This is a genomic window from Chitinophaga barathri (genome assembly GCF_003807585.1).
Lineage (GTDB): Bacteria > Bacteroidota > Bacteroidia > Chitinophagales > Chitinophagaceae > Chitinophaga > Chitinophaga barathri.
Window position 1 is genome coordinate 392,074 of sequence record NZ_RMBX01000004.1, and the last position, 25,898, is coordinate 417,971.

Annotated in this window: 24 protein-coding genes; 5 read left to right on the forward strand and 19 right to left on the reverse strand. The window is 52.3% G+C overall.

Features of this window, described 5'->3' with window-relative positions; genetic code table 11:
• Positions 1-65: 65 nt before the first annotated feature.
• The 3 genes from EG028_RS09940 to EG028_RS09950 all read right to left on the reverse strand — a co-directional run bounded on the left by EG028_RS09940 (position 66) and on the right by EG028_RS09950 (position 3,816).
• A complete protein-coding gene (locus EG028_RS09940) occupies positions 66-1,016 on the reverse strand; it encodes a DUF4249 domain-containing protein (protein ID WP_120516055.1) in 951 nt (316 codons plus the stop codon).
• 24 nt (positions 1,017-1,040) lie between these two features.
• Positions 1,041-3,413 carry a TonB-dependent receptor gene (locus EG028_RS09945; RefSeq protein WP_241559087.1) on the reverse strand — a complete coding sequence of 791 codons (2,373 nt, stop codon included), beginning with the start codon at positions 3,411-3,413 and terminating at the stop codon, positions 1,041-1,043.
• Positions 3,414-3,603: 190 nt separating this feature from the next.
• Positions 3,604-3,816 (reverse strand): hypothetical protein, encoded by a 213-nt coding sequence (locus EG028_RS09950; protein WP_120516054.1) that lies wholly within the window; start codon positions 3,814-3,816, stop codon positions 3,604-3,606.
• A gap of 92 nt (positions 3,817-3,908) precedes the next feature.
• On the opposite strand from EG028_RS09950, the gene EG028_RS09955 reads away from it, so the two are divergent.
• On the forward strand, positions 3,909-4,904 hold the full coding sequence (locus EG028_RS09955) for a helix-turn-helix transcriptional regulator (RefSeq protein WP_120516053.1): 996 nt from the start codon (positions 3,909-3,911) through the stop codon (positions 4,902-4,904).
• Here the strand turns inward: EG028_RS09955 and EG028_RS09960 are convergent, their stop codons facing one another.
• The 12 genes from EG028_RS09960 to EG028_RS10015 all read right to left on the reverse strand — a co-directional run bounded on the left by EG028_RS09960 (position 4,905) and on the right by EG028_RS10015 (position 17,654).
• On the reverse strand, positions 4,905-5,255 hold the full coding sequence (locus tag EG028_RS09960; RefSeq protein WP_120516052.1) for a DUF5615 family PIN-like protein: 351 nt from the start codon (positions 5,253-5,255) through the stop codon (positions 4,905-4,907). It lies immediately after the preceding gene.
• The gene (locus tag EG028_RS09965; protein ID WP_120516051.1) at positions 5,252-5,473 is read right to left on the reverse strand and encodes a DUF433 domain-containing protein; all 222 of its coding nucleotides are present in this window, start codon (positions 5,471-5,473) and stop codon (positions 5,252-5,254) included. The genes EG028_RS09960 and EG028_RS09965 overlap by 4 nt, the downstream gene beginning before the upstream one ends.
• 93 nt (positions 5,474-5,566) lie before the next feature.
• Complete coding sequence (locus tag EG028_RS09970; RefSeq protein ID WP_162946385.1) at positions 5,567-6,421, reverse strand: NmrA family NAD(P)-binding protein; 855 nt, start codon at positions 6,419-6,421, stop codon at positions 5,567-5,569.
• 49 nt (positions 6,422-6,470) lie between these two features.
• Positions 6,471-6,881, reverse strand: coding sequence for an RrF2 family transcriptional regulator (locus EG028_RS09975; RefSeq protein ID WP_120516359.1), 411 nt, complete (start codon positions 6,879-6,881; stop codon positions 6,471-6,473).
• Positions 6,882-7,233: 352 nt separating this feature from the next.
• Positions 7,234-9,450, reverse strand: coding sequence for a sodium-translocating pyrophosphatase (locus tag EG028_RS09980; protein ID WP_120516049.1), 2,217 nt, complete (start codon positions 9,448-9,450; stop codon positions 7,234-7,236).
• A gap of 102 nt (positions 9,451-9,552) precedes the next feature.
• Positions 9,553-11,070 (reverse strand): NAD(P)H-hydrate dehydratase, encoded by a 1,518-nt coding sequence (locus EG028_RS09985; RefSeq protein WP_120516048.1) that lies wholly within the window; start codon positions 11,068-11,070, stop codon positions 9,553-9,555.
• A gap of 153 nt (positions 11,071-11,223) precedes the next feature.
• A complete protein-coding gene (locus EG028_RS09990) occupies positions 11,224-11,760 on the reverse strand; it encodes a hypothetical protein (protein WP_120516047.1) in 537 nt (178 codons plus the stop codon).
• A 28-nt stretch (positions 11,761-11,788) separates the two neighbouring features.
• Entirely contained in the window at positions 11,789-12,265 is a 477-nt protein-coding gene (locus EG028_RS09995) for a hypothetical protein (protein WP_120516046.1), read from the reverse strand.
• Between the two features lie 79 nt (positions 12,266-12,344).
• Positions 12,345-13,571 carry a Na+/H+ antiporter NhaA gene (gene nhaA, locus EG028_RS10000; RefSeq protein WP_120516045.1) on the reverse strand — a complete coding sequence of 409 codons (1,227 nt, stop codon included), beginning with the start codon at positions 13,569-13,571 and terminating at the stop codon, positions 12,345-12,347.
• Between the two features lie 30 nt (positions 13,572-13,601).
• The gene (locus EG028_RS10005) at positions 13,602-15,254 is read right to left on the reverse strand and encodes an OstA-like protein (RefSeq protein WP_120516044.1); all 1,653 of its coding nucleotides are present in this window, start codon (positions 15,252-15,254) and stop codon (positions 13,602-13,604) included.
• A 5-nt stretch (positions 15,255-15,259) separates the two neighbouring features.
• Positions 15,260-16,261 carry an MlaD family protein gene (locus EG028_RS10010; protein WP_120516043.1) on the reverse strand — a complete coding sequence of 334 codons (1,002 nt, stop codon included), beginning with the start codon at positions 16,259-16,261 and terminating at the stop codon, positions 15,260-15,262.
• A gap of 94 nt (positions 16,262-16,355) precedes the next feature.
• Complete coding sequence (locus EG028_RS10015) at positions 16,356-17,654, reverse strand: N-acetylmuramoyl-L-alanine amidase family protein (protein WP_120516042.1); 1,299 nt, start codon at positions 17,652-17,654, stop codon at positions 16,356-16,358.
• A 254-nt stretch (positions 17,655-17,908) separates the two neighbouring features.
• On the opposite strand from EG028_RS10015, the gene EG028_RS10020 reads away from it, so the two are divergent.
• The gene (locus EG028_RS10020; protein ID WP_123864621.1) at positions 17,909-20,638 is read left to right on the forward strand and encodes a putative LPS assembly protein LptD; all 2,730 of its coding nucleotides are present in this window, start codon (positions 17,909-17,911) and stop codon (positions 20,636-20,638) included.
• A 99-nt stretch (positions 20,639-20,737) separates the two neighbouring features.
• On the opposite strand, the gene EG028_RS10025 is transcribed toward EG028_RS10020, so the two are convergent.
• Both EG028_RS10025 and EG028_RS10030 read right to left on the reverse strand, forming a co-directional pair.
• Positions 20,738-21,349: a hypothetical protein gene (locus EG028_RS10025; RefSeq protein ID WP_120516040.1), complete on the reverse strand. Its 612-nt coding sequence runs from the start codon at positions 21,347-21,349 to the stop codon at positions 20,738-20,740.
• A gap of 166 nt (positions 21,350-21,515) precedes the next feature.
• Positions 21,516-21,752 carry a hypothetical protein gene (locus EG028_RS10030; RefSeq protein WP_120516039.1) on the reverse strand — a complete coding sequence of 79 codons (237 nt, stop codon included), beginning with the start codon at positions 21,750-21,752 and terminating at the stop codon, positions 21,516-21,518.
• A gap of 431 nt (positions 21,753-22,183) precedes the next feature.
• On the opposite strand from EG028_RS10030, the gene EG028_RS10035 reads away from it, so the two are divergent.
• The 3 genes from EG028_RS10035 to EG028_RS10045 all read left to right on the forward strand — a co-directional run bounded on the left by EG028_RS10035 (position 22,184) and on the right by EG028_RS10045 (position 23,986).
• The gene (locus EG028_RS10035; RefSeq protein ID WP_162946384.1) at positions 22,184-22,417 is read left to right on the forward strand and encodes a helix-turn-helix domain-containing protein; all 234 of its coding nucleotides are present in this window, start codon (positions 22,184-22,186) and stop codon (positions 22,415-22,417) included.
• A gap of 113 nt (positions 22,418-22,530) precedes the next feature.
• A complete protein-coding gene (locus tag EG028_RS10040) occupies positions 22,531-23,484 on the forward strand; it encodes a hypothetical protein (RefSeq protein WP_120516037.1) in 954 nt (317 codons plus the stop codon).
• Positions 23,474-23,986, forward strand: coding sequence for a hypothetical protein (locus EG028_RS10045; protein ID WP_123864622.1), 513 nt, complete (start codon positions 23,474-23,476; stop codon positions 23,984-23,986). The genes EG028_RS10040 and EG028_RS10045 overlap by 11 nt, the downstream gene beginning before the upstream one ends.
• 90 nt (positions 23,987-24,076) lie before the next feature.
• Here the strand turns inward: EG028_RS10045 and EG028_RS10050 are convergent, their stop codons facing one another.
• Positions 24,077-24,565 (reverse strand): hypothetical protein, encoded by a 489-nt coding sequence (locus EG028_RS10050; protein ID WP_120516035.1) that lies wholly within the window; start codon positions 24,563-24,565, stop codon positions 24,077-24,079.
• A gap of 81 nt (positions 24,566-24,646) precedes the next feature.
• The gene (locus EG028_RS10055) at positions 24,647-25,603 is read right to left on the reverse strand and encodes a bifunctional helix-turn-helix transcriptional regulator/GNAT family N-acetyltransferase (protein WP_120516034.1); all 957 of its coding nucleotides are present in this window, start codon (positions 25,601-25,603) and stop codon (positions 24,647-24,649) included.
• Positions 25,604-25,898 lie beyond the last annotated feature (295 nt).

A 25,898-nucleotide genomic window follows, 5' to 3' on the forward strand; every position in this document is an offset into this window, starting at 1 on the left:
ATTGTTTTTTAGTTGTGATATCACAGGCCCGCCTATAAGTGCTTAGCGGGCCCGTGTTGTATTATTTAGTGAAGCATTACGCGTTCCTTGAACTGTACGGCGGAGGTGCCGAACCAGCCCAGTACCTTCGCTTTGCTGCCGGTATTGACGTTTTTGAGATTGCTCGGCACATTGGCGAGGATTTCGGCAAACAGGCCGCCGTTATTCAGCTGCGACTGTACCATTTCCAGGAAGTCGTGGCTGGGCTCCGTCACGGAAGCAAGGCGCACGATCACTTTTTCGTTCAGCAGGAAAGGTTTGTCCTCGCGGGTGATCGCTTCGCTGAGCGGGTAAATGAACACGGAGCCGTCCGCTACTTCCGCCTCAAATGAACCGTCTATCGCAAAAGCATCCGCCACGCGGTTGTCTGTATTGTTGCGGTAGCTGCGGATCCAGTAATAGTCCGTAGCGCCGGCGATGTCTTTGCCATACCAGCGGGCGTAGAACCCTTCTTCGCCGCTTGCGGCGTTTTCCGCGGTCTTAAACTCGTAGCTGATAGAATCTATCACCGGCACTCTTTTGAGCGTGTCTATGGCCTCAAAAGTGGATTCTTTCAGCTCCACGCGCAGCTTGTATATATGCCCCACCACGCCGATGCTCACCGCGGCACCCGGATCGTTGCTGTATTTGCCATTGGCAAAAGCAAAGGGATACACCTGCCCGCTGGTCATGTCGGTAAGTGTTACCACGGCGTCGCTTACAATCGGAGCGGGCGCCTGGTTCGTATAAGGCACGCTCTGGGTGATCCGGAAGTCCTGCCTGCCGGGCGTGTTCGTAAGCCATGCGTCTACTACCGTATACGTTTTGCCTTCCGGCACTTCCACGTCTATTACATCCTCACAGGCGGTAAAAGCCGCGGCGGTAAAAAGGATAGCGAATATTTTGCCCGGTTTGATCCGTGCAAATATGCCTTTTAAAGGCCGGATAGAACCTCGCTGTTCTCTCTGTGTATTGTATGTTATATTGCTCGGTTTCATATAATCGAATGCTTTTGCGGATAATTAGAATTTGAAGTTGTAAGTGATCCCCGGAATGATGGAGCCGATGATGGACAAACGCACGGCTTCTTTTTTGCCTGGATCGTCGGGATTCTGGCGGAAGTACACGGTGTAGGCGTTTCTGCGGGCATACACGTTGTACAGGGAAAATACCCATTCGCCTTTCCAGCGTTTCAGCTGCTTGCCTTTGTAGGTAACGGAAAGATCAAGACGGTGGAAGGGTTTCAGGCGGTAGTTATTCCTTTTTTCGGTGGTGTTGTAAGGAATGTCCCAATCCTGGAACTCCAGGCGCGCGTCCGCAAAGGTAGCGGGCGTGCCGGATGCGAATACCCAGTTGCCGCTGAGGCTGAGGCGTTTGGTGAACTCATGGCTTACCACTACGTTCACATTGTGGGTGCGGTCGTAACGGTTGGTGAACCACTCGTTCAGGCTCAGCCCGGGCGTCTGGCGCTCTGAGCGGCTGAGGGTATAACTTACCCAGCCTGTCGTATTGCCGATATCTTTTTTCACATACAGCTCCAGGCCATAGGCGCGGCCTTTGGAAGCCAGCAGGTCACCTTCGATGAACTCGTTCAGGTCAAGGTCCGCATCGTCTATATAATCCAGCTGGTTTTCCATTTTTTTGTAGAACACTTCAGCGGATACTTCAAACTGGTCACCGGGGGCGTTGTAGAAATAACCCGCGGTTACCTGGTCTGTCACCTGCGGCTTCACGTTGTTGGATACGGGCGTCCAGATGTCCACCGGAGTGGGGGATGCGGTGTTGCTCAGCTGGTGCATGTATTGCGCGCTGCGGCTGTATGCCACTTTCACGGCGGAAGTGCTGTTGAGGGCGTAACGGGCGGAAAGCCTCGGCTCGAAGTTGTAATAGTCGGCGATGGTTTTGCCGCTTTCGAAATCCTGTGTGCCGGTGAAACGTTTACGGATACCGGCCGTTGTGTCCGCATAATAATAAGCGGTGCCTTTGCCGCGGAACTGGAAGCCGGAGTAACGTACGCCATACTGGATGCCGAACTTAGTGCCGATCTTCAGCTCATGGTCGAGATAAACGGCTCCTTCGATGGAGTTTTTATCTCTCAGCGTCTTGACTACCTCGCGGTCGTCTTCGCGGGAAGTACCGGTGCCGGGTTTAAAGGTATAATAGGTGCCCTGTACGCCGAAATGCAGGGTGTTGTTGGAATTGATGTAGTAGGTGAAAGCCGGTTTCACGCCGTAGTTGATGATGTTGGACGTCCATTTGAACTGCTGTTTCACCGGTTCGTCCTCGTCTGTTTTAAAGTCCAGGCTATAACTGTATTTTGTATAATAAGTGGTCAGGTTGAGGAAGAGTCGGTTGTTGAAGATGTGGTTCCAGCGGATGGAAGCTGTGTTGTTACCCCAGTTCATGTTTGCCGTGCCGCCAAACCCGAACACGTCGCGGCCGAAGTAGGTGCTGACGAACAGGTTGTTGTTTTTGTTCAGGTTGAAGTTCACCTTGGCCGTAACGTCGTAGAAGTACAGCTTGGTATCTTCCATATCGCCTTTCAGGAAAGGTTTCATGAGTACGTCCATGTAGGAGCGGCGGGCTGCCACGATGAAAGAGGATTTGTCTTTCTGGAGAGGCCCTTCTATCGCCAGGCGGCTGAAGATGTTGCCGATACCGCCGGTGAGGCCGAATTTCTGGTTGTTCCCGTCCTTCATCCTGATATCGAGCACGGAGGAGGTTCTGCCGCCGTATTCAGCAGGGAAGCCGCCTTTGATCAGGTTGATGTTTTTTACGGCGTCCGGGTTAAATACAGAGAAAAAACCGAGCATGTGGGTGGAGTTGTACACGGGCGCTTCATCGAGCAGGATGAGGTTTTCGTCGCCGTTACCGCCGCGTACGTTGAAGCTGGCCGCGCCTTCGCCCACGGTATTTACACCGGGCAGGGTCTGGATGGTGCGGATCACGTCCACTTCACCCATGAGGGTAGGCAGCTTCCTGATCTCGGAAATATCCAGCTTGTTCACGCTGGTATTGAGGGTATTGATATTTTTTTCCTGCTGTTTGCTGGTGATCACCACCTCGTTCAGCTGGCGGTCCGACTGGGCAAGTTTAATGTCATGTCTTTTGTTGGAAGTGAGGTTCACGGTGAATTTCTGGGCGGTGTACCCCATGTAGGAAAACTGAATTTCATGTGTTCCCGCGGGCAGCGTCAGCGAATAAAACCCGTATTCGTTGGTCACGGTGCCTACCGAAGTGCCGGGCTTGCCGATGGAGATCCCGATGAGGGATTCGCCGGATTGCGCGTCTTTTACGTAGCCGCTGATGGTAAAACGTTGCTGTTGTGCCGATGAACTGAATGCTGTCAGCATTAACAAGCAAAAGGGCATAAGCCAGTTTGCGATCCTTTTCATTTGGTTTTCAGGTTTTTATATGTTAAATGGGGAAAAGGGAAGGTGGTTTCCGTCGTTTTCCGAAAGTATGACGTGCAAAATAGAACATACCCCTATGGGAAATAAATAAATCACATATTCGTATTGTACGTGGGGGAGGGGTCAACTGACAAACGTCATGTTTTTTCCGGTAAATAGAGTGCAATTTTAATTATTCCAGAACGGAACACTGGTAGCCGAGGCTGCATACGAGGGTGATCACATGTTGTTCTTCCAGTTGCTGGCTTACTACCACGCGCAGCACCTTGTCGCAATCTTCCAGGTCCAGCGTGCAGGCGGTAACAGGGAACCGTACGGAAACCGCGTCTATTACCTTGATTTTATCCTGCAGGGTAGAGATATTTGTTTTGAAGATCCCGATCATGTGTCTAATTTGATAATTTCACACAAAATTCGGACCCGCACGGCAAACCTGCTTATACCAAACGGATTATTATTTATACTTAACGGATTATTATGCCTGTCACTATTACGAACGACAACCGCGAGATCCTCCTGCACGACGATACCGTCTTTTCGGCGGAAATGTTCATGAAACCCGAGCTGGTAGAGCAAACCCATCGTATGGACTACAAATTCGGGAAAGCCGAAATGAAGGAGTTCCACTTCGACGGGTTTATGCTGGGGTTTGGCAGCGCCAGTACAAACCAGCGCCTGCACATCGAAAGCACCGAGGAAATGCAGCGGATCGGCATGCATTTTATGATCCGGGGTGAAGTGACCTCTCACATCAAAGGCGCAGTCAAAAATCTTGTTACTTCCAGCTACCAGCATAACATCGTATACAGCCCCGAATCGGAGGAATTCGTGCAGGTGGATAGCCAGCCCGATATCCAGATGTTCGCCCTCGGGTTTGTAAAGGAAAAATTCGTGCAACTGGCCGCCAACAATGGCCCGATACTGGACCGTTACGCGGAGAATGTGGCGGCGAACAAACCCGTTTTCCTTACCCACGGCTATACCATCACCGCGCGTATGATGCAGGTGATAGAAGAAGTACGGCATTGCCATTTCACGGGTGGCCTGAAAAAACTTTTCCTCCAGTCCAAGGCGATTGAGCTGCTGGCGCTGCAATGCGAGCAGATAGAAGCGGAAACGTTGCGCAAGCCGGAAACCGTCAGGGTGTCCCGTACGGATGAGGAAAAGATCTACCATGCCCGCGACCTGCTGCTGGCGAATGCGCAGGAGCCGCTGTCGCTCATGGAACTTGCGCGCAAGGCGGGTTTGAATGAGTTTAAACTGAAGAATGGGTTCAAAAAAGTATTCGACAATACCGTGTTCGGTTACCTGAACGATTACAGGCTGGAGCAGAGCCGGGAAATGATGCGGGCAGGGGAGGTATCTTTCACCGAAATAGCGGATACGCTGGGGTATTCGTCCTTACAGCATTTCAGCAATGCATTCAGGAAAAAGTATGGCATGAGCCCGAGGGAAGTGAGGAAGTGGATGTGATCACTCCTTTCTGATTCTTATAGCATTAGGTTGGATGACAGTGAAGGCATTGGGCAGCTTTGCCCCGTATTCAAGCAAGACTCTTGTCAGAAAATCGGCTTTTTGAGATGGAGGTTGAGTGCCGAGCCTTATTAAAATTATTCCAAAATGGACTTTTTGAAGACGATAGACCAATTCTCCAAAATCTTTATCCTGGGTTAACAATATTCTTTCCTCCGCATTAGCAATGGAAAGCACTGTTTCATCGTCAGCTCCCTGGTTTGTTTCAAGAATATAATGCACATCAAGACCTGATAGCCGCAGTTTATCAATTATAGGTTTGTCTACCCCTTCATCAGCGAGTAATCTCATATGGCAACAGGATAGATTTCATCGCCTCTGATAGCCTGCGCGGCGAAAGAAAGCGCTGCATGTACCTGATCTTTGTTTAATTGGGGATGTGCTTCAAGGATTTCCTCAATAGAATCACTGACGGCAAGCTCTTCCAGGATTTGCTCAACGGTTATCCGTGTGCCTTTGATAGTGGGTTTTCCCATCATTATCCTTGGATTGATTTCAATAAGTTCCATGTTGATTGATTAACGTACCGAAAGTACGAATTAATCTAATTAGGCATTGCATTAAGCAATAGGAAATTGCTTAATGCAATGCCTGTCAGCATATTAAAAGTTTCCCGCATTCACCTGCGCAAACGTATCAAAACTACGCGGCTCCCTGCCCGTAATATCTTTCACTGCACTGGTCACCACGGCGTTGGCGCCGCTTCTTACGCTTGCCATCAGCATGGCGAGGTACTGGCCTACGCTGTCAGGCGCGCCCTGGGCTTTTATGCCGCTCAGCAGGTCTGCTTCTGAAATCGGCAGGTAACTTACGGTCTTGCCGGCATGACGGGTGATGATGTCCGCCGCTTCGTGGTTGCTGATCGCAACGGGGCCGGTAAGTGTCAGCTCCCGGTTGTTCAGCGTATCATTCAGCAGCAGCTCCGCGGCCACCGCGGCGATGTCTACGGTGGAGATCATGCTGTACACGGCGTCGTCCGCGGCAAGGATGATCTGGTTGGTTTCTTTCACCGGTCCGCTGAACGGGCCTTCGGAGAAGTTCTCCATAAAAAAGTTCGGGCGTACGATGCCATAGGGAATGCCGGATTGCTGCACATAGACCTCGATCTGGCGCAGCGGCGCGCTGTCGTGATGCTCCACGCCCAGGGCAGACAGGAACACGATCTTTTTGACGCCTGCTTTTTTGGCCTCGTCCACAAAAGGAACGAGTTTTTTGAATGCATCCGCATCCAGGGGAAGGGCGGAAAGGAATACCTTATCCACACCGGCCAGGGCAGGGGCGAAAGTAGCGGGGTCTTCCTGCACGAGGTGCACGGGTGTTACGTTCGGGGCGGGGGACCGGAACTTTTCAGGCTGGCGGGTGGCGGCTTTTACCTGCACATTTTTATCCGCGAGGATCTTTACCAGCTCTTTACCGGCCAAACCGGTGGCTCCTAATACCAGAATAGTCTGTGACATGTTTATGTATTTAATGTTATAAAAATTATTACAGTTATGGGTAAAAAAATTAGAAATACTTACGGGTGAATTCTTCAAGTGTGACGGCGTGCAGTTGTTTGTATACGGCTTCATCGATACCGGAGAACAGGGCGTTCAGCGCTTCGTTGATCCCTTTGCCTACTTTGCAGTCCGGGTTCGGGGTGTTGGGGGCGTATCCGAAAATATGTTCCTCTTTTACGAGGTTGAACACTTCGGACATCCTGATGTCTTTCATAGACCTGGCCAGGCGGTTGCCGCCGTTTTTGCCTTCTTTGCTTTCCACCAGGCCGGCGTCGCGCAACATACTCAGCTCTTTCCGTACCAGGGCTGGATTGCTGTTCAGCGAACCGGCAATGAACTCCGAAGTAAGCCACTCGTCGGGAAAGCCGGCGAGCAGGGAAAGGATGTGAATACTGATGGCGAATTTGCTTTTGACCAATTCTGTAATGTTTTTGATTACAGTACAAAGGTAAGGGGAAGAATAATCCCCGCCAAATATTTTCCGGAAAAAGCAGGGGGCTACTGACATCCTGCTGACATTCCCGACTAAATTACTGGACTAATAACCCGCTATCATGGCCGTTTACCCGGTAATCCTACTGACATCCTCCTGCCATCCTTCGGTGATCCTTCGGTTGTGTTCGGTCGTGGTACGGGTTTGAGGGTGTTTCACCGAAGGATCACCGAACGATCACCGAAGGATCACTGAAGGAACAGGGGTGGAAAAAGAAAAAGCCGGCTGGGATTTTATCCTTCAGCCGGCCTGTTCATATCGTGGAACTGCTTATCTCTTACAATTTTACGGTCGGTTTGGAGGCTGTTTCGGCCTTTTGAACCATTTCCTTCACCTTTTCCTGCTGTGCGTCCGTTACAGCGGGCGTATTACGGTGTAATTCGGCCAGTGTGGGGGCGATCACCAGGGAAACGATGGACATCAGTTTGATCAGGATGTTCATGGACGGGCCGGAGGTATCTTTAAAAGGATCGCCTACGGTATCGCCGGTTACGGATGCTTTATGCGGTTCTGATTTTTTGTAATAGATCTCGCCGTTGATCTCCACGCCTTTTTCAAAGGACTTCTTGGCATTGTCCCATGCGCCGCCGGCGTTGTTCTGGAACATACCCATCAGTACGCCGCTCACGGTAGCGCCCGCGAGGAAACCGCCCAGTACTTCAGGGCCGAAAATGAAGCCCATCAGGATGGGGGACAGCAGGGCGATGGCGCCGGGCAGCATCATTTTTTTGATGGATGCCTCGGTGGAAATGGCCACGCATTTGTCGTACTCCGGTTTGCCCGTGCCATCCATGATACCGGGGATGGTGCGGAACTGGCGGCGTACTTCCTCCACCATGCTCATAGCGGCTTCACCCACCGCGCGGATGGCGAGGGAGGAGAATATGAAGGGGATCATGGCGCCTACAAAGAGGCCTGCCAGTACATCCGCTTTATAGATGTTGATAGCGTCTTCCAGGTCGTAACCATTGGCCTTTACCACGCCCACATAAGCCGCAAACAGGGCCAGTGCGGTAAGCGCGGCGGAAGCGATGGCAAAACCTTTACCGGTGGCAGCAGTGGTATTACCCACAGCATCCAGGATATCGGTTTTTTCACGAACGTCTTTCGGCAGTTCGCTCATTTCGGCAATACCGCCGGCATTGTCCGCGATCGGGCCAAAGGCGTCGATGGCGAGCTGCATGGCGGTGGTGGCCATCATACCCGCTGCTGCGATCGCTACGCCGTACAGGCCGGCCAGCGCGTAAGAGCCATAGATACCGCCTGCCAGCACCAGGATGGGCAGCATGGTGGATTCCATACCTACAGCCAGGCCGCCGATGATGTTCGTGGCATGGCCGGTGGAAGACTGGCGGATGATGGATTTCACCGGGCGTTTGCCCATGGCGGTATAATATTCCGTGATAATGCTCATGAGGGTACCTACCACAAGCCCTACAATGATAGCGCCGAACACACCGTTGCGGGTGAATTCATGGCCGCGGAGGGTCATGCTTTCAGGCAGTATCCAGTTCACGGTAAAGTAACACACAATGGCGGTGAGCACGATAGAGCCCCAGTTGCCCATATTCAGCGCGCGCTGCACGGCGGAAGTGTTCAGCCCGCTGCTTTCGCTGATGCGTACAAAAAAAGTACCGATGATGGAAAGGATGATGCCGAGGCCGGCGATGAACATCGGCAGCAGCACGGGAGCGAGGCCGCCGAAGTTGTCCGTGGAAGTGGTTTCTACGCCCAGTACCATGGTGGCCAGTACGGTGGCTACGTATGAACCGAAAAGGTCCGCGCCCATACCGGCTACGTCACCTACGTTGTCCCCCACGTTGTCCGCAATGGTAGCGGGGTTGCGGGGATCATCCTCGGGGATGCCCGCTTCCACTTTACCAACGAGGTCCGCGCCTACATCCGCAGCTTTGGTATAGATACCTCCGCCTACGCGGGCGAACAGTGCGATACTTTCAGCGCCAAGTGAGAAACCGGTGAGTACTTCAATGGTTTTGATCATCTCAGCGGTATTGGCTTCAGCGCCGAAATATGCTTTCAGGATGATAAAAAGACTGCCCAGGCCAAGAACGGCAAGTCCTGCCACGCCCATGCCCATTACGGAGCCGCCGGTGAAAGAAACTTTCAGGGCGCGCGCCAGGCTGGTGCGTGCAGCGTGTGCTGTGCGTACGTTGGCTTTGGTGGCTATTTTCATGCCTATAAAACCGGCGGTAGCGGAAAACACCGCGCCGATTACAAAGGCCAGTGCGATCGTCCAGTCAGAGCTTGCGTGGGAATAGCCCATATAGCCCAGCAACAGGGCCGCGATGATCACGAAGTAGGTGAGGATTTTGTACTCAGCCTTCAGGAAGGCCATAGCGCCTTCGGCAATGTGTTTGGCAATGTCCTGCATCCTTTCATTGCCGGCATCCTGGCGGGTAACCCAGGCACTCTGGATGGCTGTAAATAACAGTGCAATCAGTCCGAACAGTGGAATAACGTAAACTATACTCATACTCATATAAGCCTTTTAAAATTTACAAGGTTGACGAAGATAATGTATTAGAATTTATTTTACTAGTGCTCACATATATTCGATTGAAGTGTAATATGGACGTTATTTCTTTATGTTCAGGTAGGCCTGTCCGAGATAATGAATGATATCTTCGGCAACGAGGGCTTCTTCGGAGAGATCGTCGGCAGCCAGGTCTCCGGCCAGCCCGTGCAGCCATGCGCCCAGCAGCAGTGCGGCTTTAGGGGTATATCCCTGGCTTAGCAGACCGGTCAGGATGCCGGTAAGTACGTCCCCGGCGCCGGCGGTGGCCATGCCGGGATTGCCGGTGGGGTTAAAATAAACGGCGCCATCCGGGCAGGCCATGGCGCTGTACTTTCCTTTCAGCAGGATATAGAGTTGCAGCTCGCAGGCCTTGCGGGTAAGGAGTTCCAGCCGTTCAAAGTGATTGTCTGTTGATCCAAAGAGGCGTTCAAATTCTTTGGGGTGGGGGGTAAGGATGGAATCTTTCGGTATTTGCGGCAGCAACGCCGGGTATTTCCCGATGATGTTCAACGCATCCGCATCCAGTACCATGGGCTTGTGAAAGGCCTGCAGCAGGCGTTCCAGCGCTTTGGCGGTGGCAGTGTCCGCACCAATGCCGGGGCCGATGCCCACTACCGCATAATCCGGCGCCTGGCGAAGCCTGAAAGGCTCGTCGAAGTGGGCGGAGTAAAGGGCGGACTCCTCGGTATCGCACATTGCTTCCGGCACGGCCGTCTGCATGATCTCGTAACCGCAGCGCGGGATATGTGCGGTGACCAGCCCGGCTCCCGCGCGCAGGCAGGCGCGTGTGGCCAGCACGGCCGCGCCCATTTTCCCGTAACTCCCCGCTATCATCAGCGCATGGCCATAGGTGCCTTTGTGCGAAAATGCATCGCGGGGGCGGTAAATGGTGCGGATGGTTTCGGGATCGGTGAGATGGTATTCCGTCTGCACCTGCGCGGTATAGTCCGGATGTATGCCGATCTTCAGCAGCTCCGTCTTCCCCGTGCGCTCACCGTTCTCCGGCAGCAGGAAAGCCAGTTTGTAATATTCAAATGTGAGGGTATAACGGGCATGTACACACGGAAAGTGAAGGGAAGGTTCATCGGCCATCATACCGGAAGGCATGTCTATGGACACGATCGTGTGGCGGTGCCGCTGATCGTTGATCTTGTGAATGACGCCGGCAGCCCATCCTTCCACGGGACGGTTCAGCCCGGTGCCAAACAATGCATCCACGATGATGCCGGGCTCTTCCAGCAGGGGGAATTCCCCTGGTTCACGGATGTGTTGCAGCTCCGGGTAATAAGGCTGGTTCGCAGCGTTATCCGCCGAAGGCGTATCGGCCGTATGCACCAGCCATGCCTGCACGGCAAAGCCCTGTTCCTGTAGCCTGCGCGCAATCACCAGGCCATCCCCGCCGTTATTGCCCATTCCGCAGAAGATGTAATAAGGCGGCGGCGTTTCGCCAAAGGTATGCACCATCCATCCCGCGCACTCCATGGCAGCCCTTTCCATCAGCAATACGCTGCTGATGGGCTCGTGTTCTATCGTATAGGCATCTGCTGCCCGGATCTGCTGTGCGGAAAGTATCTTCATTACCTTCCCAAGATAATAAAAAAGCGGCTGCCTCACGCCGGGACGGGATAACCAAACGAGGAGCAGCCATGATGGCTGTTGCCGCCTGACGTTGGCACAAAAAAAAGCGGCTGCCTCTTCACGAAGCAGCCGCCTGACTTGTATTCTTCAAACTTATTTGAACGTATACCGCACGGAGAAACCGCCGATCTGCTCACCGATGAAATCGTTGTACCCGTTGAAGTTTACATACGGTTTCAGGTCGGCGCTGAGGTTCAGGGGGATTTTCTTGAAGGTGTATTCCACCCCGAAGATACCGTCCAGGCCCACGGCTACGTCTGTGCCTTCGCCTCTGCGGCGGCCGTTGTCCCAGTAATAATCCCTCCAGAAACCAAGGTGGGCGCCGCCGCCGGCGTACATGTTCCATTCGGATTTGCCGAATACGTTCCAGTGGTATTCGTACAGACCGGTGAACGTTACGTTGGAGGCATCGTCGCCGTTTTCGAAGTAATGATGCACAATGCCTTCAATTGCGTGCGGCCCTTTGATGAAGTGCTTTACGGTGAAACCCACCAGCCAGGGATTAACCCTTACACCGAGCGCAGTATTGTAATCGGCCGGGGAGCTTCCGCCGCCGGATGACCTGCGTTGTGCGTTTGCCTGGAAGGCCATCAGGGAAAGTACTCCGAAGAGCAACATGATCCTTTTCATATGTTCGTCTTTAAATTAGCAAGTGTATTTATTTCTTCCATCCGAAGCGGTACCGGGCCGATATGGCAAAGTCCGCAAGGTTGGGAGAGGTGGTGAAATGTATGGCGGGCTTCCAGTCCAGGCTGAGATTGAGCGGTATTGCGGGGAAGTTGTAATTGATGCCCGCAATGCCGTCCACGCCTGCCAGGAATTTCTGGCTGCCGTCTATCTCCCTGGTGCCGAGGTGGGCGCCCGCGCCCGCGTACCAGCCAAAACCTTCCACGGTGAGTGCCGACAGGTCCCAGTGGTACTGGTAGAGCCCGGTAACGGAAAATGTTTTGTTATATAAGGCTACTATTCCTTCCGCGGCGGAGCGGTCTGTGAAAAAATACCTCCCTGTGATCCCAAGCGGCAGGCCCAATCTGACGCCTGCTTCAATCTGTCCTGTTTGTCCGGCCGCCTGCTGTGCCTTTGCGTTCACGGCAAAGCCCAAAGCCAGCATGGCAGCAATGATGCGATATTTCATGCGATTAGATATTTGCAATAACAATGCCAAAGGCGGTGACAGGAGGGGAATCCGGTTGCATAGGTTGATTCAAAAACGGCTATTCCGGTATTTTATTTTGAGCGGGCTTAGGTTGTTTTGTTTTGGGCTCTCCCGTCAGCGTTTTCAGGAATATAAACCCGCCAGTGGCCGCAATGACCGATGCGGCGATGACGGACATGATGGATACTACCTGTATTTCAGCGTCATCAAATGCCAGGGTGGCAATAAAGATGCTCATGGTAAAACCGATGCCCGCAATCATGCCCACGCCCCATAACTGTTTCCAGTTGGTTTGCGAGGGAAGGCTGGCCAGTTTCAGTTTTACGGCGAGGTAACAGAAGGTGAAAATGCCCAGCGGTTTCCCCAGTATGAGGCCGCTCATGATGCCAAAGCTCACGGCGTGGCTGAAGGCATTCAGGAGGTCCGCCGGGAAAGGAATAGCGGTGTTGGCCAGGGCAAATACCGGCATGATCAGGAAGTTCACGGGGTCGTGAAGATTATCTTCGAGGTGGTGGATCTTGTCCAGCGGGATGGTGAAAGCCAGCAGTACACCGGCAATGGTGGCGTGGATACCGGAATTAAAGACACAGTACCAGAGCACCAGCCCGGGAATGAAATAAAAGATCAGCCGCCGTACTTTTAGAAAATTGAGAATCAGCAGGAGGGCGAAAATGCCTGCCCCGGCATACAGGTAAACGGTATGCAGCTCATCCGTATAAAACAGGGCAATGGTAAGGATGGCGCCAAGGTCATCTATGATGGCCAGGGCCGTGAGGAACACCTTGAGGCTCAGCGGTACCCGTTTGCCCAGCAATGAAATGATGCCGAGGGAAAAAGCGATATCTGTGGCCATGGGTATTCCCCAGCCGTGATGATATTCGGTGTTGTGGTTAAATATGACGTAGATCAGCGCGGGCGCCACCATCCCGCCTACAGCCGCCAATGCGGGCAGCATCGCTTTGCGGATGCTGGCAAGCTCGCCTACCGTCAGTTCGCGTTTTATCTCCATGCCTACCAGGAAAAAAAACAATGCCATAAAACCGTCGTTGATCCACAACAGCAGGGAATTGGGCAGATGCAGGCCGCGGTATTCGTAGTGATGCCCGCCGGCGGGGTCAAAGAGGGTAGTGAAGAAGGAAATGTATTGCTGCTGCCAGGGTGAATTGGCAATGATCAGCGAGATGACCGTGCAAACAATCAGTACGATGCCAACCGCCCGGCTGTCCTTTAAAAACTGGAAGATCGGTGAAATAACACGTGCTCTGATGGTCTTTTGTAAGGTCATCTTATAGGTTCAGGTGAAAAAATAATGTTGTTATTGCCCTATCAGCTCATACTTCGATTTAGGCTTGCGGTGTATCTCCCATTTGAAGCCGGGCAGCAGCTTTTGCTCTTCCGGCATCTGGGTGAACGGGTACATGGTGGCTTCCGGTTCTTTTACAAACACGATCCTTTCCAGTTCGCCATTCTCGAAATACACGCGGGTATTGGCGGACAGCAGGCGGTTGATGCTGATGAACGCGCTGTCGTCGTCCTGAACATAATAAATATTCTCCGCATTTCCATTCACATACATGGAGTCCAGCTTTTCATCCCCGAAGTAACCGAGGATGGTATTGCCTTTTATCTGGTTGTACATATCCGGGCCGGGACTGTTCACGATGAGCGCGTTCTGGTCCAGCAGGAGTTTGTCCGCCTTCTGGTTTTTGGTGAACAGGAAGATGGTGTCTCCCGTGAGCTGGTTGTTGCTGGCCCACAGCACGGGGTTGCGGTACAGGCGGAAGATGGAATCCACGCTGGAATAATATACGCTGTCCGCCACGCCCTGCAAGGAATCCGAATAGATCTTTACATGATGGTAGGCGATGAGGAAACGTTTATCGGCGGTATCGGACTTGTTTGTGTTGGAGGTATCTCCGCGTGCGATGCGGGCGCTGTCTTCAGCGAGGGTGGCGCTGTCTTTCAGGAAAGGGATGACGCCGGAGAACAGCGTGTCTCCCGCTACGAACAACGTGTCGTCCTTTCCTTCCAGCAGCATCACGGGTTTCTGTGTGGCCAGCACGGTTTTCACGTTCTGGTTCACTATGCCGTAATTGGCCAGCACGGCTACTTTCTGGGCAGTATCGCGCCAGATCATGTTGCCGGTGGCAATGGAGATGCCGGTAGCTTTATCCGTCTGTATCTCGTTTGCGGTGAAAGTATTGGTGCTGTCTTCGATGGTGGGGCGCTGGGCGAAGTTGCCATAACCCAGGTCCGTATTATAATACCCGGAAGTAACGTACATGGTCATCTTACCATCGTTGATGGTGGTAGGGGCCATGATGGTGGCTATTTTGGTCACGGAGTTGTACATGAGGGTGTCCGTACCGAGGGTAAAGCCGGGGTCCACCACTACTACTTCTTTTTTGAAATAAACATCTTTGGTTTCACCATAATAGATCCCTTCGCGGCTGGTGAGCACGGATTCGCCGTTCACCAGTTTGCCGCCCTGGTCGTACGTTCCGATCTTGGTGTTCAGGTCGTAATTGAGGGTAGGGCTGGTGAGTACGATCTTGGTGTCCGTCAGTTTGGCGTTGCCGGTGAGGGTGGCCAGGCGCTGGTTGCCGCGGTAGAGCAGCTGGTCGGAATAGGTGTGTACGCTGTCATCCTGGTTGATGTGCACATGGCCCCAGGCTTCGATGATATTGGTATTGGCGTTGAAGGATGCACTGTCACAGGAGAGCAGGCTGGTGCCCTGTTTGAAGATCACGTCTCCCACGAAACGCCTTTCGCTGAGGGTATCTGTCTGGAGATTGACTACGCTTTTTGCCTGTATCAGTTGGATCTTTTTGGAAGTGTCTTCCTGAACGGGCACGGTTTCCGTTCTATGTAAAGGCAACCTGGCCGGGGCGCGGTAAGCGGCCGTCAGCAACCCGGATGCACCTATTCCTCCTAAAAGGACCAGGCCGTATAATGCGTTCTTGAACATGTTCCTTATTGTAATTGAACCGTGTCTGAGGGGATGGGCACTACTTTGTTTTTCCTGCCAAACACGCTCAGGTGTACGTATCTCCAGGGATTGTACCGCAGGTCTTCCAGCAGTTTGTTAAGGCTGCCGAGGGAGGTTTGCAGGTTGTTGTACGCTTTCCGGTCGTTCACCAGCATGCCGAGGGAGCCGTCTGTACTGCTCACTTTGGCCACTACATCGTTCAGCCGCGTCATGGTGTTGCGGAGCTGATTGAGCGTGGTATCCAGCTGGCCGTTCGCGAATGCGCCCGATGCTTTGTCGAAGTTGCCGAGGATATTGGAGATCTTGTCGTTGTTGTTCTTCAGGTTTTCGGACACTGCCTGGAAGTTGTCGAAAGTGCCGGTGATCTTGCCATTGTCCGCCAGCATACCGTTGATGGAGTGAGTAGCAAGGGACAGGTTGTGCATGGTTCCGTTCAGGCCGGCGATGGCGGTGCGGAGGTTATGTTTGGTAGTGGTGTCGAACACGGAGTTTACGGTGATGAGCAGGGTATCTACCGCGCCGAGGGTGGTCTCCAGTTTTTTCACAAGCGGGCTGAGCTGTTCTTTCAGCGCGTCTGTAATGGAGTTGTCCACCGCTGCGTAAATGGTGTCTTTATTTTTCAGTATGTCTTCCGTATTGCCAAAGTCGATCTCCACCTTGCGGGTGCCGAGCAGGTCTGAGCTGATGCGGGCCACGGAGTTCTTCGGGATCTCGATATCTTTATTGATCTGGAGGGTCACCAGGATGCGGCCCGCGCGTTTGTCCATGACTTCCAGGCTCAGCACGCTGCCAATGGCAAGACCGTTCACCGTCACAGCATTAGACGGCTGGAGGCCGTTAACCTGCTGATATACTGCGTATATGGTTTTTTTACTGGAGAAGAGGCTCCGGCCTTTGAGGATATTAAAACCCAGGATCAGCAGCACAATGGCAACAGTGGTCAGAATACCTACTTTTGTTTCATTATTTATTTTCAGCATCATCATTATAGAGTGTTCGTGTCGCAAAAATAGTTAAAACAACGGTGCGGCAGTGGTAGGTAAACATAATATCTGCAAAAGGCGGGCCAGGGGGCAGGGGTCAGTCTATGCGGCTGCCATCTTTGTAAGTGAGCATAAAGGCATCTGAAAAGCCCTGTTTGCGGGCTTTATAGACGGCAGCCTGGGCTTCGGCCTCTGTGCGGAAGCTGCCCCATATATATTTGTTAACTTTTTTCTTTCCCTGCTTAAATTCCTCACGCTCAATGGTTCCTTTCAGGTTTTTGAAAAGGGTATTGGTGCGGGCGTAGACTTTTTCGGTGGTCATCAGCTGCACCTTGTAATTGAGGTTTTCAGCGTCAGCGGCGGGGGCATCCGGCGTTTCGTTCGTGGTGCTAACGGTGGCGGGTATATGGTTTACTACCTGGCGGGCCGGCACGGTTGGGGCGCTTGCCGGTGCCGGGGCGGGGTCCAGCGCGGGGCGGGCTGCTTCTCCGCTCTTATATACCCTTTCCAGTTCGTCCTTATATCTTTTTACCGCGCGGTAGATGCAGGTGGCCAGTTCGTTCTGCCCGTCCGCGGAATTGAGGTATTCCTCCTCTTCGGGGTTGCTGATGAAGCCCAGTTCCACCAGTACGCTGGGCATGGCGGTGGCGTGCAGCACCAGGATGCCTTTTTCGTTCCGCTGGCGGGCGCCGCGGTCTATACGGCCCACACGGGAGAATTCGTCCTGCACGAGGGTGGACAGGCGCACGCTCTGGTCGAAATACACGTTGCGGAGGGTATTGAGCATAATAATGGTCTCAGGGTCCTGCGCATCCATGATGGCCTGCGTCTCTTCGGAATTGGCGTCGAATACGATCACGGAGTTGTTCCGCAGCGATTCGGTCTTGGCGGCGTTTTTGGCGGTGGCCCATATATAGGTCTCCGTGCCTTTGGCAGGGTTGGGATGACTTTCGTATACATTTACCCTGCGGGTGCGTTTCTTTTTCTTTACGTAGTAGGTGCGTGTTTTGTACCCCACGATCTTTTTAATGGGAGGGGCGGCATTGCAGTGTATGGATATAAAGAGGTCGCCTTTCGCCTCGTTGGCAATGGCGGCTTTGCGGTGCACATCGTCGAACCGGTCCGTTTTGCGGGTATACACCACTTTTACATCAGGCATGGCATCCTCCAGTATCTTCCCCAGCTTCAGGGCTACGTCCAGGGCTATATCCTTTTCATGGGAGTACCGCCCGCCGGCTCCATGATCGCTTCCGCCGTGGCCCGCGTCTATCACTATCGTACGGATCGGTTTGTCCTGCAAGGGTACAGGTAAATCCGGTGTAGTTTTTGCATGAATGAACAAGGTATAGATCAGTCCTATGCCTAAACCTGAAAATAAAACTCTTTTCCAGCGCATGTCAACAATTTATTTTAATGGGTTGTATTCAATCGGGAACCGGTCCTTCGTTAATTGTTCACTATAATTTTATACTCGTATGATGCACGTCCGCTACACATTCCATACCTTTTACCCTTGCGGGGACATTAGCGAACTATGTAATAATTTGTATAAAATCATGTAGGTTTGTGCCCGCTTAACACATGGACCCTTTCTGCAAAAATAATTATAAAAACTTTTTAAGGCGGTTCTTCCTGCCTTTGATTCTTCTTTTGTTCACGGCCTGGTCCCTGCTAAAAGACGATATCGCCCGTGCATCCGCACTTCCCGCTTTTTACTTTAACAAAACTTTCACAGATACCGTGCCAATGCCGCATCCCGTCACTTTCCCCAACAGGGACTCCCTGGCGAAAGATACGGCACGCCCGGTAATTAAACGCGTAATTGATACAATTCCGTCTGTGATGCCCGATTCTCTTCACCTCTCGGATACTTCACGCATCGGCAGGGACAGTACCGGGAGGGATACTTCAGGTATCCGCATCTCCAAAGACAGCCTTACCGCCCCCGTATTTTATAAAGCGCAGGATTCTATCGTGATGTTTGTAAAAAAGAAAGAATTCCGCCTGTATAACAAAGCGGACGTAAAGTACGAACAGACACAGCTGACGGGCAACACCATGGACTTCAACCAGGCTACCGGCATCCTTACCTCCCGCATGGGGGTGGATACGGCGGGCAAACCGATAGACAAAGCCGTGCTGAATGACGGTTCCACCAGTTCGGACATGGATTCCGTGCAATACAATTTCAACAGCGGCAAGGCGATGATCTACCAGACCCGCGCCCAGTACGGGGAAGGGTTTGTAAGCAGCCAGAAAGTAAAAAAACAGCCGGACAATACCGTATTCGGCTTCAAAAACGGCTATACGACCTGTAACCTGGATACGCCGCACTTCGCTTTCCGCGCCCGCAAGATCAAAGTGATCCCTAACACTTTAATTGTATCAGGCCCGGCCAACCTGGAGATTGAAGGCATTCCCACACCGCTGTTTATCCCCTTCGCCATATTTCCCATCAGCCAGGGCCAGCGTACCGGCCTGCTGCCGCCGCAATATGTAGTGGACCAGCAGAAAGGCCTCGGCCTGCAGAACGGCGGGTATTATTTCGGGCTGGGGGAGTACCTGGACCTCACGGTGCGGGCGGACGTATATTCATACGGCAGCTGGGGCGCGTCCCTGAGCCCGACCTACCGGAAACGGTATAAATACAACGGCGGTATGAACCTGTCCTACGCCCTCACCCGCATCGGCGACCCCGAGGTGAAGGAAGACTACACGCGCTCGCAGGATTATAAGATCTCCTGGAGCCACAGCATGGACGGGAAAGCCCGCCCCGGGACCAACTTCAGCGCCAGCGTGCTGTTTGGTACCTCCACTTATAACCAGTACAATGTTACGGATGCGGCCACGAGGCTTAATAATAATATGAGCTCCTCCATCACTTATTCCAAAAGCTGGATAGGCAAGCCATATAACTTCTCCGTAGCCGCGAACCATAACCAGAACACATTGTCCCGCCAGGTGACCATCAACTTCCCTGACGGATCTTTCAACGTCAATACCCTGTACCCCTTTCAGCGTGAAGAGATGGTGGGCACGCCCAAGTGGTACGAAAAGATCGGGGCCAGCTACAACCTGCTGTTCAGGAACAATATGAATTTTGCGGATTCCAGCTTTGGCAAACCCGCGATGTTCGACCGTCTGCAGGCCGGTATGCAGCACCAGATCCCGCTTACCCTGTCCATCCCCCTGTTCAACAACCTGACCCTTTCGCCCAGCGTGAGTTATACGGAGAAATGGTATATCCGCCAGCAGGTGATGTCCTGGAACGAACAGAAAAGGAATTACGACACTACGTACAACAGCGGGTTTTACAGGAGCAGCGCCATGTCCACCGGCGCATCCCTGGCCACCGCCCTGTACGGGATGTATACTTTCAAAAACAAAAACTCTAAGATCCAGGCCGTGCGCCACGTAATGCGCCCGAACATCGGGGTGAGTTATTCGCCGGACCTGGCCAGCAAGGATTATTATATGGTGCAGTCGGATACCACCGGCCGCCAGAGCCGGTTTTCCTACTACGACGGCGCCCCCTTCGGCCCTTCCCCCGCTGAAACCTTTGCGGGTCTTAACTTCGGGATAGACAATAACCTGGAAATGAAGGTGAAGTCCGACAAGGACACGTCCGGCTACCGCAAAGTGAAGATACTGGACGGTTTTGGGGTGAACAGCAGCTACAATTTCGTGGCGGATTCGTTTAACCTGGCGCCGTTTACCCTGAACGCGCGCACCAACCTGTTCGACAAGGTGAATATTTCCTTCAGCGGCGTGATAGATCCTTACCAGGTGGACAGCATGGGGTACCGCATAGACAAATACACCTGGAAAGGCGAGAAGTTCAGCATCGGCCGTCTTACCCAGGCGAACATTGCGATCAGCACCTCCTTCCAGAGCCAGGACGCCAAAAGCAAGGAAAAACAGAAACAGAAGCAGGAAATGGAAGATGAAGAGGGCGTGCTGCCCGAAGCCCAGCTGGAAGAGCAGCGGCGGCAGATGGAGCTGATGCGTACGAACCCGGGGGATTATGTGGATTTTGACATACCCTGGCGCCTCGATCTTTCTTACAGCCTGAACTATACCCGCGGCCGCTCACAGGACCGCCTGCGGGATACCACGATATTTACCCAGGGCCTGAACTTCAGCGGCGATTTCAGCCTTACGCCCAAATGGAAGATCATTATGAGCAGCGGCTTCGATTTCCGCCTCAAACAGATTTCCTACACCACCCTCACCGTATCGAGGGATATGCACTGCTGGCAGATGAGCATCAACCTGGTGCCGTTCGGTACCTACCGGCAGTTCAGCATCACGATCAACCCCAAGGCAGGCATCCTGCGCGACCTGAGGGTGAACCGAACGCGGCAGTTCTTCGACTTGTAGCGGGCCGGCAGCTTACACCCCGGCCCTTCATAACATAAATTAAGAAAGGGGGCGTCTCTGCAGAGATGCCCCCTTTATTTTGTATGTACAGAAAACCTGTTAGAAGTTAAACAAGCAGGACAAACCGAAAAGGTTAAGCTCGTTGTCATCCAGCCCCTTGAAATAGGATAGTTTTATTTCGATGTTCTTGCCCCGTCTGCCTACACCGATGCGCATGCCCGCGTTGGCTGCCGGGCCGAAGGTAGTGCCGCCGGTAGTGCGTTCCACGCGGTTGCCTTCCCCATCCAGGGATGATATATCACTGTTCGCGCTCCAGTTCAGCCCGAAGCCCGCGCCCACAAACCCGCCGAGGCGGCTGTCATTTTCGCGGGAGGAGCCAGCGCCGAAGTTGAAGTTCGCCATTACGGGCGCGTTGAAGTTGATGCCCACACTCATGTCATCATCCAGGTAAATTTCGTCATTAAAACTGTAGGCCGAGTAACTGGCGCTGGCGGCAACCACCAGGCTTATGGGAATACCTACGGAAACAGATGTGTTTTCCGTTTCGGCGAAATTAAAACGGGGGGAGTAGGTAAAACCATAACCGGGGCGGGCCTCCAGGTCCCTGATCTTGTCCACCGTAATTACGACGCCTACACCGTGTGTGAAGCTTTGGGAGAAAGCGCTGGCGGATGTAAGGAAGACGGCCGCCAGGAGTAACAGTTTTTTCATGTTGATTTAATAGATAAAGGGATTAGAGAATAGTGTCGTGATCAAATATAATCGATTGATCCTACAAAAGAACCATGATAAATTAAGCCTTCTTTAAAAAAAGAAACCGGGCAGGAATGCCCGGTAAGTTTGTATGTCCATTTTTTAAATTTCACCGGAGTGAATATCATTGAGTTTCTTTTGTTCGCAGAATAACGGTGGATTCGATGTCTGTTGCCGGAAAATAATGCTGCGAGGTGAATGGTTTTCCATCCAGCAGCATGGTATCGATCTTTACATCGGGGAGGAAATGTGATTCGTCTCCTGCTATGCTGAGCCCGATATAACTGATACCATCATCTTTCAGGCTGTTGATGAAAGCGATGATCTTTTGTTGAAGCTGAATGGCGGGGCTCGTTTCCATACCGTTTTTTGGGTGTAAGGGTCAGTACTGTTTACGGAAAGATAAGAAAAAAAATGTTCTGTTGGGCAATAGCCCAACAAGTTGTGGATAGAATCCCCGCACCCTGAAAGCCGCCTTCGCAATATGCGGATTTTTCCCTCCCCGGCCGGCATAATTGCCGCGCCGGGGAGGGAATAAGAAACGCCGGCTGAACGGATGCTTCACTTTTATTGCCTGTTTACCCCCTTCGCCGGTGCCGGTTTCTGCCTGAAGAAAAGTTACAGGGAATATGTTGCCACGCGGAAATTTTCCGCCGGATGAAGTCCTGTAAACCTTTGTAGTAAAGGATCCTGGAAAGAATTTTTGCCTGTAGGGGAATAGCCCGACATCCGTGGAGGGGATTTGATTGAATTTGAGCGCCGGTTCGCGGAATGGGAAACGGCAAGCGACATATGGAACGGGTAGCCATTGGTCAGACGATACGGAAGATCAGGGAAGCGGCGGGGTTCAGTCTCCGTGAGCTGGCCGCGTTATCTGAAGTTGACCATGCCGATATTGCAAGGATAGAAAAGGCGGAAACAAATGCAGGGCTGGCCAATATCCTTGAGCTGGCCTTTGCGCTCAAGGTGCCGCCGGAGGATTTTTTTACAGGGGATCTAAAAAAGATCAAACCTTCTTCAAAGTAATTCCGGCGCTTTTACAGCGCCTTTTTGTTATCCTTAAGGGTTTGGGCACAAGCTCCCGGGAAGGCCGGGGAAGGCTTTAAAACCTACCCGGAATTGCGTATATTGGGTGTACTATGACCACCGGGAATCCCTTACCTGAAATCAATAAAAAACGCCTTTGGTTATCTACCGGCGTAACCGTGCCCGTTGCGGGCCTTCTTACCCTGATCGTGATTTATAAGGCAGGCGAATATGGCATGGCGCTGTTCGTGCTGATACCGCTTTTCCTGGGCGTCAGCTCGGCCGTTATTTATGGGCGAAAACAGCCGATCAGCCGTCGCCAGGCCGTCGGGGCGGGTTTGATATCGCTCGGGGTGTATGCCGCCGCGCTGCTGGTTTTTGCCATCGAGGGGATTATCTGTGTTACCATGGCCGCGCCGATCGTTGTGCCCATCACCTGCATCGGCAGCATCATCGGGCATGGGATACTAAACGCAAAAAATGACAGGGCCGCCTGGGTGATCCTGCTGCTGATCGGCAGTATACCGGCAACGGCTTTTATGGAGAACAGCCCGCCGCCGTTGCATACGGTGGTCACTTCCGTTGAGATCAATGCGTCGCGGGAAGAAGTGTGGAAACAGGTCGTGGAGTTTTCCGAACTGAAAGAGCCGGATGAATTTATTTTCAGGATCGGCATCGCGTATCCCATCCACGCAAAGATAGACAGGAAGGGCGTGGGGGCCGTGCGGCACTGCAACTTTACCACCGGCAGTTTTGTGGAGCCTATCACCGTATGGGATGAGCCCGGGCTGCTGAAGTTTGACGTGCTGGAGCAGCCGGCGCCTTTGAGGGAGCTGAGTTTCTGGAACATCAACGCGCCGCACCTCCATGATTATTTTATATCCAAAGAAGGCCAGTTTAAGCTCACCGCGTTGCCCAACGGTCATACGCTGCTGGAAGGCACCACCTGGTATTATCACGACATCAGGCCGGCGTTTTACTGGCGGTTGTGGAGCGACTATATCATCCACAAGATCCACGGCCGTGTATTAGAACATATCAAAACAAATGCGGAACATGCGGAATAAAATCTTTGCCTTTACATTATCCGGACTGTTTGGTTTTACAGGAAGTTTTGCGCAGACAGGTAAGATGCGTGTCAGGGCTGTCATGCAGGATCATGTGCCGATAGCGGCCGGCAGCGTCATATTTCCCTTGCTGAAGGACACGGTGGTGATTGATACAACTAACTACCCCGGGGTAGAGATCGATATCACACAAAAGGGAAGGGAGCTGTTCTATTACAGCTGGGGAGACTGGAAAAGCCGTGTGTACCGCTATCCCGAAGGCGGAGTGACGGATACGCTGGTGGAGCTGGCGGCTCCGGACACAACCTATTACGCTTCTTTTGTGAAGCGGAAAATATGCCCGCTTTGTTTGTCGGGAAAAAACATCATACCGGTCGTATATGGTTTTCCCAGCCCGGAACTATTTAAAAAAGCCGGTAAGGGAAAGGTTTACCTGGCCGGCTGTGTTATTTCCGAAGTACGCCAGAGTCTTTATTGCAGGAAAGACGATTTTGTATTTTAGCTGATCACCGTCTTTTTTTCCAGGGCTGTTTTTTATAAAGCCAGAAAATAAAAACCACGAGGAAGATCCCCCAGATCCATAATAAGCCCATCAGTCAATATGTTTAGTTTTTTCAATCGCTGTTTTCCAGTCGTCGTAGAGCCTGCGTAGTTTCAGGAGGTAAGGTATCAGCGCGATCAGTTCCAGCCGCATGCTGATGACAAATCCCGGCCCGAGGAACGGTGAAATGAACATCTGGTACACGCAAATGCCGATCCCGATGAGGGCGTCGATAATGCCTGCCTGGACGGCCCATTCTTTTTCCATCCACAGGCCATACGCCACCAATGCTTTCAGGGCAAAGAGGGCAAACAGGCTGAGGCCCGTTAAGGACAGCGGATGGTTCGATTCCAGGCCGTACAGGGCAATTTCATAATTGATCCCCGCAATGCCGGCAATAAAACCCAGCGGCAATAACCCGCCGAATACCAGGAATATCCATGTGAAAACTTTGATCCACCAGGGCAGGAGGGATCTTCTTCTTATCAATACTTCCGTTCCAAGATCGGAATCAGTGAGGAGGTCTTGTTGTTCGTTCATTGTATCAGGTATAGGAATTCAGCCGGAAGATAGAGATTTCCGGTTAAAGAAGGAAACTGCTTTGAAATCCGGATGGATACATTACCCCCGGCCGATCTCCAGCTCCATCTGGATATTACACCGCTCATACGGCGTTGGATGCCCTGCTACTTTTTTGAACCCCAGTTTGTGATAAAGGCTGATCGCCGGTTTCAATATGGTGTTGCTTTCAAGATAAAGCCTGAATGCGCCCATGGCGGCTGCTTTTTCGATGATGGCCCGGCCCAGCAGCCAGCCGATGTTTTTGCCCTGCGCTTTGGGAGACACGGCCATTTTTGCCAGCTCGAAATCGTAGTGAGGGTCATTCATTTTGATGAGGGCGCATACGCCTACCGGTTCATCGTTGTATAATGCGACAATTATGGCCCCGCCTTTCTGAAGGATGTAGGAGTCCGGGTTGTCCAGGGCTTTGTGGTCCGCTTCTTCCATTTTAAAATAAGCAGAGATCCATTCTTCGTTCAACGTCTTGAATGCCCCGGCGTATTCGGGGGAATAGTCCACTATCCGCACCTGGCTGCCTTCGCGGAGTTTTTTCTGCTCCTGTACACGGCGCAGCAGGCTTTTTTGTTCCAGTACAAACTCCCATTCTTCGATCGCTTTCCAGAGATCGTTCCGCGTGCTGCCCAGTATGTCTTCGATGGCACTGTTCACATCCGCCAGCTGGTCTTTGATCTGGTCCGCTATTTCTTTCCCTTTTTTGGAAAGGGCTACGAGGTTTCTCCGGCCGTCGCTTTTGTCTTTTTTCTCGGTAACGATGCCTTTTCTGGACATCTCGGTCACGATCTTACTCACAGAAGGGTGGGAGTGGCCGATGATCTGGGCGATTTCCGTGATGGTGTTCTCCTTTTGGGATAAGGCATGGAAAACGGGGAACCATTTCGGGTGCAAATCAACATGATAGAGCTTGTAAATCTCCGCCGCGTCCTCGGTGATCTTGTCCGTGAGCAACCGGAGCCTGCTCCCGATCGCCATTTTGCCGGTTTGAGTGTAAAAGTTCATAGTGTACTTAATTACGTTCCTGGTTACGCAAATATATTAATAATTATATTCACAGGGCAATACGGGGGATATTTTTTTCGGAAACAGGTAGTGCCGTGGCAATCCTGTTCCGAATCCACCTACTGCTCTTTTACTACTTGTCTGCTACTTCTGTACTTGCTTAGGAACATGTCTCCTCCTAAATAAGCTTTACAGATTGCGGTAGAAAATATATAGATTCAAACTACCCAATATGAAAAAGAAGCGACAGGGGAAGCCCCCCATTTACGAAGATGCCTTTAAGATATCCGTGGCG

What these genes read in the sequence shown, in the direction of transcription:
- EG028_RS09980 (WP_120516049.1), bottom strand. Translation starts at nt 9,450, where the DNA reads ATGAGTATAGTTTACGTTATTCCACTGTTCGGACTGATTGCACTGTTA.
- EG028_RS10050 (WP_120516035.1), bottom strand. Translation starts at nt 24,565, where the DNA reads ATGAACGAACAACAAGACCTCCTCACTGATTCCGATCTTGGAACGGAA.
- EG028_RS09970 (WP_162946385.1), bottom strand. Translation starts at nt 6,421, where the DNA reads ATGTCACAGACTATTCTGGTATTAGGAGCCACCGGTTTGGCCGGTAAA.
- EG028_RS10030 (WP_120516039.1), bottom strand. Translation starts at nt 21,752, where the DNA reads ATGGAAACGAGCCCCGCCATTCAGCTTCAACAAAAGATCATCGCTTTC.
- EG028_RS10025 (WP_120516040.1), bottom strand. Translation starts at nt 21,349, where the DNA reads ATGAAAAAACTGTTACTCCTGGCGGCCGTCTTCCTTACATCCGCCAGC.
- EG028_RS09945 (WP_241559087.1), bottom strand. Translation starts at nt 3,413, where the DNA reads ATGAAAAGGATCGCAAACTGGCTTATGCCCTTTTGCTTGTTAATGCTG.
- EG028_RS10015 (WP_120516042.1), bottom strand. Translation starts at nt 17,654, where the DNA reads ATGCGCTGGAAAAGAGTTTTATTTTCAGGTTTAGGCATAGGACTGATC.
- EG028_RS09990 (WP_120516047.1), bottom strand. Translation starts at nt 11,760, where the DNA reads ATGAAAAGGATCATGTTGCTCTTCGGAGTACTTTCCCTGATGGCCTTC.
- EG028_RS09985 (WP_120516048.1), bottom strand. Translation starts at nt 11,070, where the DNA reads ATGAAGATACTTTCCGCACAGCAGATCCGGGCAGCAGATGCCTATACG.
- EG028_RS09960 (WP_120516052.1), bottom strand. Translation starts at nt 5,255, where the DNA reads ATGAGATTACTCGCTGATGAAGGGGTAGACAAACCTATAATTGATAAA.
- EG028_RS09950 (WP_120516054.1), bottom strand. Translation starts at nt 3,816, where the DNA reads ATGATCGGGATCTTCAAAACAAATATCTCTACCCTGCAGGATAAAATC.
- EG028_RS10055 (WP_120516034.1), bottom strand. Translation starts at nt 25,603, where the DNA reads ATGAACTTTTACACTCAAACCGGCAAAATGGCGATCGGGAGCAGGCTC.
- EG028_RS09940 (WP_120516055.1), bottom strand. Translation starts at nt 1,016, where the DNA reads ATGAAACCGAGCAATATAACATACAATACACAGAGAGAACAGCGAGGT.
- EG028_RS09965 (WP_120516051.1), bottom strand. Translation starts at nt 5,473, where the DNA reads ATGGAACTTATTGAAATCAATCCAAGGATAATGATGGGAAAACCCACT.
- EG028_RS09995 (WP_120516046.1), bottom strand. Translation starts at nt 12,265, where the DNA reads ATGAAATATCGCATCATTGCTGCCATGCTGGCTTTGGGCTTTGCCGTG.
- EG028_RS10040 (WP_120516037.1), top strand. Translation starts at nt 22,531, where the DNA reads ATGACCACCGGGAATCCCTTACCTGAAATCAATAAAAAACGCCTTTGG.
- EG028_RS09955 (WP_120516053.1), top strand. Translation starts at nt 3,909, where the DNA reads ATGCCTGTCACTATTACGAACGACAACCGCGAGATCCTCCTGCACGAC.
- EG028_RS10005 (WP_120516044.1), bottom strand. Translation starts at nt 15,254, where the DNA reads ATGTTCAAGAACGCATTATACGGCCTGGTCCTTTTAGGAGGAATAGGT.
- EG028_RS10045 (WP_123864622.1), top strand. Translation starts at nt 23,474, where the DNA reads ATGCGGAATAAAATCTTTGCCTTTACATTATCCGGACTGTTTGGTTTT.
- EG028_RS10010 (WP_120516043.1), bottom strand. Translation starts at nt 16,261, where the DNA reads ATGATGATGCTGAAAATAAATAATGAAACAAAAGTAGGTATTCTGACC.
- nhaA (WP_120516045.1), bottom strand. Translation starts at nt 13,571, where the DNA reads ATGACCTTACAAAAGACCATCAGAGCACGTGTTATTTCACCGATCTTC.
- EG028_RS10035 (WP_162946384.1), top strand. Translation starts at nt 22,184, where the DNA reads ATGGAACGGGTAGCCATTGGTCAGACGATACGGAAGATCAGGGAAGCG.